Here is a 12,317-nt window from a genome sequence, read left to right as displayed (position 1 = left end):
CTTACTTTACCGCCAGCCGCAGGAAGCTCATCACGCTGCCGAGCGCGGCAAAGCCCGCGCCGAGCGCCAGCGCGACGGTCGCGCCGTCGTGGCCGGCGAGGGCGAAGCAGAGCGCCGCGAGCGCGGCCCCTGTCGTCTGTCCGGTCAGGCGCGCGGTGGCGACGATGCCGGAGGCGCTGCCGCTGCGATGCGGCGGCGCGCTCGACATCACCGCCTTCATGTTCGGCGCCTGGAAGAAGCCGAACCCCATGCCGCAGATCACCATCCGCCAGATGATGTCGGCGATGGCGGGGTTGGCCGGCAGCATGGCGAGCAGCGCCATGCCGAGGCCGAGCAGCACGAGGCCGATGCCGCCGAGCAGCCCGACCGCATGCCGGTCGGACAGGCGCCCCGCGATCGGCGCCATGATGCCGACCACCAGCGGCCACGGTGTCATGAAGAAGCCGGTCTCGACCTGCGAGCGTCCCAGCACGTCCTCGAAATAGAACGGCAGCGAGACGAAGGCGAGGCCCTGCACCGCGAAGGAGCACACCGCCGTTGCCGCCGACAGCGCGAACATCGGCCGGCTGAACAAATCGATCGGCAGCATCGGCGCGGGGTGATCGGCGTGGCGGCGCGTCAGGATGAAGCCGAGCGCGAGGGCCGTGACGAGCTCGATGCCCACGACGACCGGCGACAGATTGTGCGCGGCGCTGCCGATGCCCGTGATGAACAGGCCAAGGCAGGCCGACGCCAGGATCGCGCCGAGAAAATCAAAACCGTGATCGGCCCGCGGCGTCTTCGGCAGCATCGCAAAGCCGATGCCGATCGCAACGAGGCCGAAGGGAATGTTGACGGCAAACAGCCACGGCCAGGGGCCGAGCGCGAGGATCGCGGAGGCGATCGACGGCCCGAAGGTGAAGGCGGTCGCGACCACCAGCGCGTTGTGGCCGAAGCCGCGGCCCAGCATCCTTCCGGGATAGACGAAGCGCACCAGTGCCGTGTTGACGCTCATGATGCCGCTGGCCCCCAGGCCTTGCAGCGTGCGCGCGACCAGCAGGCTGTCCAGCGACCACGCGACCGCGCAGAACAGCGAGGCGATGGTGAACAGGATCAGGCCACCGAGATAGATGCGCTGGTGCCCGACGATCTCGCCGAGCGCGCCGAGCGGCAAGAGCGTTGCCACCAGCGCGATCTGGTAGACGTTGACGACCCAGACCGACTGCTCCGGACTGACATGCAGGTCGGCGGCAATGGCGGGCAGCGCGATGTTGGCGATCGCGGTGTCGAGCGAGGCCATCGCCAGAGCGGTGAAGATGGCGGCGATCGCCCAGCGCCGCTGCGCGGCCGGCAAGCCGTCGGCGATGGGATGGTCGGGCTCGCGCGCGGCGGCAGGTAACGTGATCGTCATTGCGTTAGCGCGTTGCTCCGGCGGCGTGGCTATGCGGACTTTTGGCATGTACTACGCTGAAGGCCGCTTCCACAGGCATATGCTTGCATGCTGTGTATGCGCGAAGGTGAGGCGATGCCGCCGGGCTCTGGCGTATGATCGCGCCGGCGCTGCAATTTTGGGGAAACGTCATGCAACTCATCGTTCTGCCCGGTGACGGCATCGGACCGGAGATCACGACCGCGACATCGGGTGTGCTGCGCGCGGCCTCGGAGCGCTTCCAGCTCAATCTGCGGCTGGAGGAGCACGCGGTCGGGCACGCGAGCCTGAAGCAGTTCGGCACGACGGTGCGGCCCGAGCTGCTCGACATCGTCCGCGGCGCCGACGGCCTGATCCTGGGGCCGACCGCGACCTTCGACTTCAAGGACGAGGCGCATGGCGAGATCAATCCGTCCAGGCACTTCCGCAAGAACCTCGACCTCTACGCCAATGTCAGGCCCGCGCGCACCTATGCCGGGCGGCCAGGCCGCCTCGGCGATTTCGACCTCGTGGTGGTGCGCGAGAACACCGAGGGCTTTTACGCCGATCGCAACATGGAGCAGGGCAATGGCGAGATGCTGGTCACGCCTGACGTCGCGATCTCGCTGCGCCGGATCACGCGGGCGTGCTGCGAGCGCATCGCGCACGCCGCCTGCCGTCTCGCCATGAAGCGGCGCAGACACCTCACCATCGTGCACAAGGCCAATGTGCTCAAGATCGGCGACGGGATGTTCCTGGACACCTGTCGCGCGGCGGCGAAGGGCTATGCCGGCCTCGAAGTCGACGACATCCTGGTCGACGCCATGATGGCGCATGTCGTGCGCAACCCCGATCGCTTCGACGTCATCGTCGCCACCAACATGTTCGGCGACATCCTGTCCGATCTCACGGCCGAGCTGTCCGGCAGTCTCGGCCTCGGCGGCTCGCTCAATGTCGGCGACCGCTATGCCATGGCGCAGGCGGCACACGGCTCGGCGCCTGACATCGCCGGGCAGGACGTCGCCAATCCGGTCTCGCTGATCCTGTCGACGGCCTTGCTGCTGGCCTGGCATGGCGAGAGGAGCGGCGCGGTGCGCTACGAGGAGGCCGCGCGTGCGATCGAGACGGCGGTGGCAAAGGCGATCGGCGAGGGCAGGGCAACGCGCGATGTCGGCGGCAGGCTCGGCACGATCGCGGCGGGGGCTGCGATTGCGGAGATCTTGCAGGGGGCGTGAGGTGCTTCGGCGCGTGCTTTCCGGCTCTTTTTTTGGGCGAAACAAAAAAGGTCGAAAAACAACCCCATGCACAGTAGAACACCCCTTGATCGGTAAGGGATTTTCGCGATGCGTCGCGGCGACATCCGCAGCTGCGATCGCGTTGACCCGTCGGGCAAAACACTGGCAGGATGCGATGCTGGCGGCGATCGGGGACTGGGCCATGGCGCGTTCTCGTCACGCGCAATGTGGGCCTCAGACCGCACGGCGGCGCGTCTCCTCCGGCGCACGTTGAGGCAGATCAATACTCGCCTCGCAGGCCCGCCAGACCCTTCCATCAGCGCATCCATGGAAAGGGCGGCCGACATGCAAACCCTGCTCAGGGAAATCCGGAATACGCCCTTGCTCTGGATGCTGGTCTTCGTGCCCATCGTGCTGCTGGCCGAGGCGGCTGCCCCGCATTCCCACACGCTCCTCTTCGTGCTGGCGGTGCTTGCGATCGTGCCGCTGGCGGCGCTGCTCAGCCACGCCACCGAAGCGGTCGCCGCGAAGACCGGCGATGCCGTGGGCGGACTGCTCAATGCAACGCTCGGCAATCTGACGGAGCTGATCATCGCCATCACGGCGCTGCGTGCCGGCCAGTACTTGCTGGTAAAGGCCTCGATTGCGGGGGCGATCGTCACCAACGCGGTGTTCATGCTAGGGGCCTGCCTGCTGCTCGGCGGCCTGCGCTACCACGTGCAGGAGTACAACCGCGCCGGCGCGCGGCTCTCGTCGGGCCTGTTGCTGATGGCAACCGTCGCCCTGCTTGCGCCTTCGGCGGTCGCCGATCTCGAGCACCTGCCGCAGGGCGGAGGCATCTTGAACAAGCTCAGCGTCGGCATTTCAGTCCTGCTGATGGTCGCTTACGCGCTCGGCCTGTTGTTCTCGCTCGGGACGCACAAGGAATTGTTCGCAAGCGCCGATCATGGCGACGACAAGGAGGCGCATTGGCCGATCGGCATCGCCGTCGGCACGCTGCTGGTCGTCACGGTGCTGGTCGCGCTGGTCAGCGAAATCTTCGTGGAATCGGTGCAGAAGGCGGCGGAAACCTTCGGGATGAGCCCGGCCTTTGTCGGCTTCATCATCGTTTCGCTGGTCGGCGCTGCCGCCGAATTTGCGGTGGCGTTCGGCGCGGCGCGCAAGGACCGGCTCGACATGGTCGTCAGCATCGCGCTCGGCAGCGCCTCGCAGATCGCGCTGTTCGTCGCCCCCGCGCTGGTGCTGCTCAGCTACGTCGTGGGGCCGACGCCGATGAACCTGCAGTTCTGGCCGGGCGCCGTCACCATGGTGATGATCGCCACGGTCACGTCGGCGTTCATCACGGCCAGCGGACGCTCGGCATGGTTCGTCGGCGCGCTGATGATCTTCATCTATGCAGTGTTTGCGCTGACCCTGTATGTTGTCCCGCCGGCGGGCGAGGGATGAGGTGCTGTTGCCCGTCGGCACGAGGGTGAACTAGCTCGTCCGGGAAATGGCGGCCCGCGGCAAGCCATCCTCCGGAACGGCGAATGCGTCTTCGCTAGTAGGCCCAGTAGCTGCCGGAGGGCAGGCAATTGTCGTCGCCATAGCCGTAGCCATAGCCGCCGCCATAACCGTAATAGGACGCGGGCGGGTAGCTGTAGCCGTAGGCGGGATAACCGCCATAGCTGCCATAATAGGCGCTCCGCGCAATCGCGCCGCCGACGACGGCGCCGGCAACGCCATAGCCGAGTCCGCGATAACCGTAGCCGCGATAGCCCCAGCCGCCGCGGTAGCCCCACCCGACGCCGCGATAGCCATAGCCGCCACGCCAGCCGCCGACCCATCGCACTTCAGTGGTGTTCTGATCGACCATCGATTTCATCGTCGCCAGATGCGTCGGGATCGGCCCGGCCTGGACACCCATGGCGGGCAGCAGGGCGCCGGCTCCGGCGAGAATGAGGGTGCGCAAAGACTTCGAGGAGGTCATGATCGATCATCTCCTTGGCTACGGGCGGCGCTTTCTGCGCCACCATCGACAATTGATTCCGGCGTGGCGTTGCCGTGGCGGGCTTGATCTAGATCAAGCGTCGGGAGCGCGGCACCGCCGCGCCGTCAGGAGACGCTGCCCGATGCTCTAGGCCTGCAACCGCGGAACGAGACGAATCGCGTTCTCATGGCCAATCGCATCGAGATCCTCAGTCGAAAGGCCAAGCTTCTGCAACTGCGCGAACTGGCCAAGGCCGAAATACGGATAGTCGGTGCCGTAGGTGATCTGGGAGGCGGGTACGAGCTTGAGCAGCGCGGCCATGGACGGCGCGAACGTTGCATTCGCGGTGTCGTAGTGAAGCCGGCGTAGCTCGCCTTCGATCCCCTCCGGCGCAAACTCCTTGAGATCGGGCCGCGCCCCATAGAACGAATTGATGCGGCCGGCCATCATCGGAATCGTGCCGCCGGCGTGCGAGAACAGCCATTTGATGTCGCGGTGGCGGGCAAATGCACCGCTGAGCAGAAGGCTCGTCACCGTACGTGTGGTGTCGTGCGGCACTTCGATCACCGCCGGAAACGTGCCGACGCTGAGCGCGCTGCAGCAACTCGCGACCAGCGGATGCACATAGACGACCGCCTTGCGACGGTTCAGCTCTTCGAACACCGGCCTGTAGGCGGCATTACCGAGCCATTTGTCGCCGTAGCTGCTTTGCAGCCCGATCCCGTCCGCCTTCAGCGTGTCGAACGCATATTCGATCTCCTTGAGCGTGGCATCGACATCCAGCATCGACAAGGTCGCGAACAGGCCGAAACGGCCCGGATGGTCGCGCATCATGTCCGCCGCGTACTCGTTGCAGGTGCGCGCGAGCCGGCCAGCTTCCGCCGGCCCGAGGTCGAACCACACCCCTGGCGTGGAGGCGACCGACAGGATGCCTGTGCGTATGCCATTGCGGTCCATGTCCTCGACGAGCTTCTCGCGGGTCCAGGCAACCTGACCGGGAAAGTGCGGCTGCTTGCGGGCGTCTTCGTAGCCAAGCCAAAGCTTCTGGTATTCGGGCGGATAGAAATGAAGGTGGGTATCGATCAGCGCCGGCCTGGCCTGTCCGCGCACCGCAACGGCCGGGATGGCCGAGGCAAGGCCAAGCGCACCCACTCCCGCGAGAAAGCCGCGCCGCGACCAGGACGGCCCGCAACAGGCAGAGCAGGGCTGATGACCTCCCGATTTCCGATCCCAAATGATCATGTTGCGCGTCTCCCGTGACGAATTGGCAAAGGCAAGGCCTGCGGTGTGTCCATAGGCAGGAGGTTTCGCCCATTCGCAGTCCGCGGAGCGGATGCAGCACGGGCGTTGATTGTTGGGGATCGGAATGTGCCGATTTTTCGTTGCCGCGCGATATCCCTCGTCACGCCTTCGCATCACAGCAGCAACTTTGTGTGAACGCGGCCCGGCGTTGCGTCCCATGACTCCGGCTCCCCCGACAGCCGACGGGGATGTCTTCCTCAGAAAGGCGCTCGCAATAGTCCGGCGGAAAATTGTCGCGCGTCTGTTCGCTCATGATGCGCCGGGCGGCCTTCGAGGAGTCGAAGCGATGGACGTTTTCCCGATTAGCGCCGGTCGCCGTCATCCTTGTCCGAGAGGCCGTTCGATGAACGTTCGTCGTATTCGGCCCTGAGCTTCGCAAGGATGGATTGCAATGTCTCCTGCTCAGTCGAGCTCTCGTCATTGCTCTGCCCCCGCAGACGCCGCAGCCTGCTGCGGAGCATATCGTACGCTTCGAGAAGGGGCGGGCTCAGCGAAAAGAAAGCGCCGAGCGCAATCGCGATGATCACATGGCGAAGCGAAACGGGGGGATCCTCGCCGGGCGTAGCGGCATCATGGCGGACTGGCACGGGCGAAAGACCGGCTGACCCGCCGTCGGCGCGGGACGGCCGCGGTTTTCGCGGCGGGATCACGACGACGACAAAAAGGATGTTGAGCAACAGCCAAATGCCTAAAATGACGAGCAGCGTACGCATGAATAATCCAAGGACAGCGTTACCTGAGCTGACGGCAGTATGGTTTCAAATATCGATGCTTCCACGAATCCGATCACGCGACCGGCAACTCGCATGCAATGAAAAAGCTGTGTGATGCCGGACAATGAAGCCGTTACCTTAATCTCGAGCGTGGACAGCAGAGGTCGGGACACGGCTTCGCGCGGCATGATCCTGGCGCCTGCCATGGCGCTACGGGACGCTGAGTTCGACAAGGTGAGTTAAGCCGGTCGGGTCCCGTCGGACGGAAAAATCGAGGCGATCGAAACCGGCCGCCGTCGCGATTTTCCGAAGTTCCGGCTCGGAGCGATGAACCAGCTTCCAATCTGCGATGGCCTCCATCCACACGCGAAACGGATTCCCTGCGGCGATATTGGTGAAGACGATCGAGCCACCGACCCTCAGAAGGCGGCAGCGCAATTCCCCCAGAATGGAGATGATCGTTCGGTCGTCGAGGTAGTCGGACAGGCAGCCGCAGACGACGACATCGAACGGGCCTTCGTCCTGGACCTGTCGGATCGCCCGTCTCACGTCGCCGCACACGATGTGAACATCGCAATAACGGCTCAGTCGCTCTTCGGCGAGAGCCAGGGCTTGCCTGTCGAGATCCACGAGAACGACCGTGGATCCCGTAAATCGATGTGGTGCGATCTGGAAGTCGGCACCTCCGCCACACCCAATCGAGAGGATGCGCCCCGGCGTCGTGGCGCACATCTTGAGGTACTGCCACCAGATCCTGTTTCGATGCTGTTGCACGATGGCGGTATTGAGTGTGTACCATTCGATCCAGTCGCCCGGATCGGCCGTGGTCGGCAGGCTCGCGCCGGCTGCGAGCAGTTCGACAGTTTCGAAATCACCGGGATAGCCGCGCGGCCACTCCTGAAGTCTGCGGACAAATGAGGAGCGGGCGTGGAGATGACGGGCGGGTGCGAGGAGCCTTTGAATATTCGGTGAGTTCCATGCCGGAGCCGGAAGCTTGGCCAAGGCGCAGCAAAGAGCGTGCATTTGAGAGGCAGTCCCGTGCATTGCCGCTGCCGGATCCCTCGGCATCAGCTCAAAGAAGCGGCAGAAGTCGCCCACCTCCCGGTCAAGCTCGTCCAAATCAATCCCGCTGTGCGTTTCGTCCATTCGTCCCAACCTCCAGGATCGGGATGAGAGTGGCGAAGGCCGGCCATTCGCGCATGACCCAGTTGGGTCATGCCTGCGGAATTGCTCGAGAACCCAATGCGCGCAGCACGTTAACCAGAGCCGGTGTCGATTGACAGCGGCGGGCAAGTATCCAAGGATTGTCCGAATATGGACGATTTTTCCGGGTGATGCGATTGCGGCGTTTTGATTTCCAGCGATTGGAGCAGTCGAAAGCCCGGTTGGGCGAAGTGGTGCTGGACCCCGGCCAGTGGATACCGCTCATGGAGGACATTTGCTCCGCGGCAGCGACGTCCGGTGCGGGGCTGCTCCAGAGTGATGTCCGGACTTCCGATGTCCCGGTGACGCCTTCGACGAAAGAGGCTTTCCAGGGCTACTTTGCCGCCAATCTTCACGTGGAGGACGTTCGTGCCGTCAGGGGAGTTCCGCTACTGCTTTCCGGCAGGAAGGTTCTGCGCGACCAGGATATCTTCTCCTCCGAGCGAGACATGCTCAAGACTCCCCTCTACAGACATCTCGGACAGCTTGGATTTCAATGGTGGTCGGCGATTTCCTTTTGGGCAGGGCCGGCAATGTGGGCCCTCGCGCTACAGCGCAAGCGTGGGGAAGGAGCCTTCGAAGATGACGATCTGAAGGCGTTTGCGCTGCTCTCGGACGCGCTGACCGAGGCCGCCACGCTCTCCCATGCAGTGGGAAGGCAGGTGTTGCTCGGGTCTTTGAGCGCTTTCGATTCGATCAACGAGCCGGCGCTGTCAATGACCAGCATGGGGCGCGTGCTGGAGATCAATGCGGCGGCGGCCGAAATCTTCGATGCCGACTTCCGCGTCCATAACAACAGATTGTACATGCGAGATGGCAAGGCAACTCGTGCTCTTGACGCGAGGTTGACTAACTCCGATCGGGAGCTCCGTCTTCGCGCCGGCAGCCGCATTGGCGACATCATTGTCGCGCGGCGAGAGACCAAGCGTCCGATCGTCATCAAGCTGTTGCCCGTACCGGGGGCGGCTCGATCGCCATTTCTGGGGGCGAGGTTCATCCTGACGCTCACCGACATGGAGGTCGTCCGTAAATCTGAAATTGAATTGCTCTCGGCAATCTTTGCGCTGACGGCGGCCGAGGCAAAGGTGGCGCGACTGATAGCTGCTGGATGGTCGCCGGAAATGATCGCCGACGACCTGGCGCTGTCCCGCGAAACGGTCCGCAACCAGATCAAGGCGGTCTTCAGCAAAACGGCCACGCATCGACAGAACGAGTTGGCGGCTTTGATCGGTCACATGCGCAATCTCTAGCCGAGATACTCCTTACCTTTTGAACGCGTTTGACAACGTGGTCATTGCCCGCAACGTGCCCGCTGTTGGCCTGCGGCCAACTCGTCAAGGCAGGCTGACGCCAGCCGCTCCCGAGAGCACAGCGAACATGTCATGCTCTCGTGCCCGATCGGTTTCAGAGCCCCATCCTAGAACTGATACCGCCGCAGCCCCCCATCCACCGGGATCACCGTCCCCGTGATGTACCGCGCCACCGGCGAGGCCAGGAACACCGCGAGTGCCGCGAGATCCTCCGGTTCGCCCCAATAGCCGACCGGGATCTCTTCTTCCGCAAAACGCTCGCGATAGTCCGGCGGATAGTTGCGACGGATCTGCTCGCTCATGATGCGGCCGGGCGGGATGCAGTTGATGGTGATGCCGTGCTCGCCGATCTCGCGCGACAGGCCCTTGGCCCAGGCGTGCACGGCGGCCTTCGCGGCAAAGGCCGCGTTCAGGCCTTCCGGCTCGGACTTGCCGGTGATGTTGACGATGCGGCCCCATTTGCGTTCGATCATCTGCGGCAACAGCGCATGCGCGATGCGGCGGTAGCTGGTGAAGTTCAGCGCGATCGCCTCATCCCATTTGCTGTCGGGCGCATCGACGGGCAGGGGCCGGCTGCCGCCGGCATTGTTGACGAGGATGTCGACATGGCCGAGCTCGCTCACGGCGAAGGCTGCGATCTTCTCCGCGGCGTCCTTGGCCATCACGTCCTGCTCGAACGGCGTGATCAGTCCGCCGCCGACTTCGCTCACCAGCTCGGCAAGGAGATCGGTCCGCCGCGCCACGCCGACGACGCGCACGCCTTCGGCCGCCAGGCCCTTGGCGATGGCGCGGCCGATGCCGATGCTCGCGCCGGTGACGACAGCGGTTTTCGATTTGAGCCCGAGGTCCATGGTCGCACGCTCTCTTGTTTGCTTTTGCTTGTTGCCGTTTCCTGCCCATCCCTGCCAGGACGAATTGCCTGACCGGGACGAGCAGTGGTAACCAAGAGCCACGTTGAAGGAAACACGAAAAACAAAAGGCGTCGAACGATGGTCTGGGATCCGCAGCAATATCTGAAGTTCTCCGGCCACCGGCTCCGGCCCGCTGTCGACCTCCTGATGCGGATTCCGGATTTCGCGCCGCGCGAGATCGCCGATCTCGGCGCAGGCGCGGGCAACGTCACCAAGCTGATCCGGGAGCGCTGGCCGGATGCGACCGTGACCGGCGTCGAGGGCTCGGCGGAGATGGTTGCCGCCGGCCGCAAGGCGGCGCCGGACGTGCAATGGTCCCATGAAGACCTCGGCCGATGGCGTCCCGCCAAGCCATATGACCTGATCTATTCCAATGCCGCACTGCACTGGCTGCCCAATCATGCGGCACTGTTTCCCTCGCTGATGGAGAAGGTCGTGCCCGGCGGCATGCTGGCGGTGCAGATGCCGCGCAACTTTCTGGCGCCTTCACACGTGCTGATCGGCGAGACCGCGCTGAACGGACCGTGGCGCTCAAAGGTCGAGCATCTCGTCACCCCGCCGCCGGTCGAGGGGCCGGCCTTCTATCATGATCTTCTTGCGCCGATGTCCGTCAATATCGACATCTGGGAGACCGAATATCTTCAGGTGCTCGAAGGCGAGAACCCCGTGAAGGAATGGACCAAGGGGACCTGGCTGACGCGCTATCTCGACGTGCTCGCGGGCGACGAGAAGGCTGCCTTTGAGGCGGCCTATGGGATGCGGGTTGCGAAGGCGTATCCGAAGAATGCGGCGGGGCAGACGCTGTTCCCGTTCCGGCGTCTGTTCATGGTCGCCCAGCGCAAGGGCTGAGGGCATTGCCGCAATGCGACATAAGCGTTCATCGTGTCTTGCGGCGTGACATCAGACCTTCATGGTGAGGAGCCCGCCAAAGCGGGCGTCTCGCACCATGCAGGCCGAGCACCTTCGGTAAGCCTCGGATCTCATATGCGGTAGCCCGGGAGAGGGGCTGGCCCCGGGTTGCGCGTTCAGTGGCAGTCAAGCTAGCTTGGCTGCGGGAAAATTGGGCTTAGGTCTAGTTGTTCGGCTGGCGGATTGCTGCCACTACTGGCCTGCAAAACAAAAAGAACCCGGTTTCCTAGGGGTATTGGGGAGGTCCTTCATGCGCAAACTGCTTCTTGCGGTCGCAGCGGCCACGTTTGCTTTGGCGCCGGCGATTGCCCAGGCCCAGAGTCCCATTGTCATCAAGTTCAGCCATGTCGTCGCCAACGACACCCCGAAGGGCAAGGGTGCGCTGAAGTTCAAGGAGCTCGCCGAGAAGTACACCGACGGCAAGGTCAAGATCGAAGTCTATCCGAACTCCTCGCTCTACAAGGACAAGGAGGAGATCGAGGCGCTCCAGCTCGGCTCGGTGCAAATGCTCGCGCCCTCGACCGCGAAATTCGCGCCGCTCGGGATCAAGGAATTCGAGGCACTCGACCTGCCCTGGCTGTTCAAGGACGACGAGACCTATGCCAATGCGATGAAGGGCACGGTCGGCAAGTGGCTGTTCCAGAAGCTGGAGGCCAAGGGCATCACCGGCCTCGCCTATTGGGACAACGGCTTCCACATGGTGTCGTCGAATCGGTCGCTGATGAAGCCGGAGGATTTCAAGGGCCTGAAATTCCGCATCTCCGGATCGAAGATCGCGGACCAGTACTTCCGCCTGATGGGTTCGATCCCGCAGATCATGGCGTTCTCCGAGGTCTACCAGGCGCTGCAGACCGGCGTGGTCGACGGCTGCGAGAATACCGCGTCCAACTACTGGACGCAGAAGTTCTACGAGGTGCAGAAGGACATCACCGTGTCCTATCATGCCCATCTGCAATATGCGGTCATCGTCAACTCCAAATTCTGGTCCGGCTTGCCGCCCGACATTCGCGCTCAGCTCGAGAAGGCGATGAACGAGGCGACCGACTACACCAATTCGATCGCGCGCCAGGAGAACGAGGACGCGCTCGCCGAGATCAAGAAGGCGGGCAAGACCACGCTGCATTATCTCACTGACGCCGATCGCAAGGCGTGGCAGGAAGCGATGCAGCCGACTTACAAATGGGCCAAGGGGCGGGTCGGGCAGGAAGTGCTCGATCTCGTCGCCAAGGAACTCGACGTCAAGATGAACTGACGCGATTTCCGGAGAAATAATACAAACGGTCGGGAGTGTGTGCACTCCCGGCCGTTTCGCATCGGTAGGGGGACCTTGATTTGCTTCGCGTGCTCAATCAGGCGCTTAATCATCTCGAAGAATGGT

General features: G+C 63.7%; 11 protein-coding genes. 5 read left to right on the top strand and 6 right to left on the bottom strand.

All coding sequences use genetic code 11. The features are described from left to right. Window position 1: 1 nt before the first annotated feature. Window positions 2-1,390 (bottom strand): MFS transporter, encoded by a 1,389-nt coding sequence (locus EI171_RS34415; protein ID WP_161535953.1) that lies wholly within the window; start codon window positions 1,388-1,390, stop codon window positions 2-4. A 170-nt stretch (window positions 1,391-1,560) separates the two neighbouring features. Here EI171_RS34415 and EI171_RS34410 point away from each other — a divergent pair, with 170 nt between their 5' ends. Together EI171_RS34410 and cax are read left to right on the top strand one after the other, a co-directional pair. After that, window positions 1,561-2,622 carry an isocitrate/isopropylmalate dehydrogenase family protein gene (locus EI171_RS34410; RefSeq protein ID WP_202633044.1) on the top strand — a complete coding sequence of 354 codons (1,062 nt, stop codon included), beginning with the start codon at window positions 1,561-1,563 and terminating at the stop codon, window positions 2,620-2,622. Window positions 2,623-2,967: 345 nt separating this feature from the next. After that, window positions 2,968-4,068 carry a calcium/proton exchanger gene (gene cax / locus EI171_RS34405; protein WP_161535951.1) on the top strand — a complete coding sequence of 367 codons (1,101 nt, stop codon included), beginning with the start codon at window positions 2,968-2,970 and terminating at the stop codon, window positions 4,066-4,068. A gap of 94 nt (window positions 4,069-4,162) precedes the next feature. On the opposite strand, the gene EI171_RS34400 is transcribed toward cax, so the two are convergent. The 4 genes from EI171_RS34400 to EI171_RS34380 form a co-directional block, all read right to left on the bottom strand. Then, window positions 4,163-4,591, bottom strand: coding sequence for a hypothetical protein (locus tag EI171_RS34400; RefSeq protein ID WP_028174745.1), 429 nt, complete (start codon window positions 4,589-4,591; stop codon window positions 4,163-4,165). 147 nt (window positions 4,592-4,738) lie between these two features. After that, complete coding sequence (locus EI171_RS34395; protein ID WP_161535950.1) at window positions 4,739-5,833, bottom strand: amidohydrolase family protein; 1,095 nt, start codon at window positions 5,831-5,833, stop codon at window positions 4,739-4,741. A gap of 362 nt (window positions 5,834-6,195) precedes the next feature. Next, window positions 6,196-6,606, bottom strand: a complete 411-nt coding sequence (locus EI171_RS34385; protein WP_011085529.1) for a hypothetical protein — start codon at window positions 6,604-6,606, stop codon at window positions 6,196-6,198. Window positions 6,607-6,816: 210 nt separating this feature from the next. Beyond that, window positions 6,817-7,752: a class I SAM-dependent methyltransferase gene (locus EI171_RS34380; RefSeq protein WP_161535949.1), complete on the bottom strand. Its 936-nt coding sequence runs from the start codon at window positions 7,750-7,752 to the stop codon at window positions 6,817-6,819. Between the two features lie 194 nt (window positions 7,753-7,946). Here EI171_RS34380 and EI171_RS34375 point away from each other — a divergent pair, with 194 nt between their 5' ends. Then, window positions 7,947-9,059: a helix-turn-helix transcriptional regulator gene (locus EI171_RS34375; protein WP_161535948.1), complete on the top strand. Its 1,113-nt coding sequence runs from the start codon at window positions 7,947-7,949 to the stop codon at window positions 9,057-9,059. A gap of 167 nt (window positions 9,060-9,226) precedes the next feature. Here the strand turns inward: EI171_RS34375 and EI171_RS34370 are convergent, their stop codons facing one another. Further along, window positions 9,227-9,970 carry an SDR family NAD(P)-dependent oxidoreductase gene (locus tag EI171_RS34370; protein WP_011085532.1) on the bottom strand — a complete coding sequence of 248 codons (744 nt, stop codon included), beginning with the start codon at window positions 9,968-9,970 and terminating at the stop codon, window positions 9,227-9,229. A 138-nt stretch (window positions 9,971-10,108) separates the two neighbouring features. On the opposite strand from EI171_RS34370, the gene EI171_RS34365 reads away from it, so the two are divergent. Together EI171_RS34365 and EI171_RS34360 are read left to right on the top strand one after the other, a co-directional pair. Continuing rightward, window positions 10,109-10,879, top strand: a complete 771-nt coding sequence (locus tag EI171_RS34365; protein ID WP_161535947.1) for a methyltransferase domain-containing protein — start codon at window positions 10,109-10,111, stop codon at window positions 10,877-10,879. 310 nt (window positions 10,880-11,189) lie between these two features. Beyond that, entirely contained in the window at window positions 11,190-12,191 is a 1,002-nt protein-coding gene (locus EI171_RS34360) for a DctP family TRAP transporter solute-binding subunit (protein ID WP_028174751.1), read from the top strand. Window positions 12,192-12,317 lie beyond the last annotated feature (126 nt).

Source organism: Bradyrhizobium sp. LCT2, assembly GCF_009931255.1.
Taxonomy (GTDB): domain Bacteria; phylum Pseudomonadota; class Alphaproteobacteria; order Rhizobiales; family Xanthobacteraceae; genus Bradyrhizobium; species Bradyrhizobium diazoefficiens.
The sequence above is the reverse complement of the archived record's forward strand: the minus strand, read 5'-3'. Positions and strand labels throughout refer to the sequence as shown.

Coding starts and splice junctions, on each gene's coding strand:
- EI171_RS34415 (WP_161535953.1), bottom strand. CDS start 1,390: ATGACGATCACGTTACCTGCCGCCGCGCGCGAGCCCGACCATCCCATC.
- EI171_RS34410 (WP_202633044.1), top strand. CDS start 1,561: ATGCAACTCATCGTTCTGCCCGGTGACGGCATCGGACCGGAGATCACG.
- cax (WP_161535951.1), top strand. CDS start 2,968: ATGCAAACCCTGCTCAGGGAAATCCGGAATACGCCCTTGCTCTGGATG.
- EI171_RS34400 (WP_028174745.1), bottom strand. CDS start 4,591: ATGACCTCCTCGAAGTCTTTGCGCACCCTCATTCTCGCCGGAGCCGGC.
- EI171_RS34395 (WP_161535950.1), bottom strand. CDS start 5,833: ATGATCATTTGGGATCGGAAATCGGGAGGTCATCAGCCCTGCTCTGCC.
- EI171_RS34385 (WP_011085529.1), bottom strand. CDS start 6,606: ATGCGTACGCTGCTCGTCATTTTAGGCATTTGGCTGTTGCTCAACATC.
- EI171_RS34380 (WP_161535949.1), bottom strand. CDS start 7,752: ATGGACGAAACGCACAGCGGGATTGATTTGGACGAGCTTGACCGGGAG.
- EI171_RS34370 (WP_011085532.1), bottom strand. CDS start 9,970: ATGGACCTCGGGCTCAAATCGAAAACCGCTGTCGTCACCGGCGCGAGC.
- EI171_RS34365 (WP_161535947.1), top strand. CDS start 10,109: ATGGTCTGGGATCCGCAGCAATATCTGAAGTTCTCCGGCCACCGGCTC.
- EI171_RS34360 (WP_028174751.1), top strand. CDS start 11,190: ATGCGCAAACTGCTTCTTGCGGTCGCAGCGGCCACGTTTGCTTTGGCG.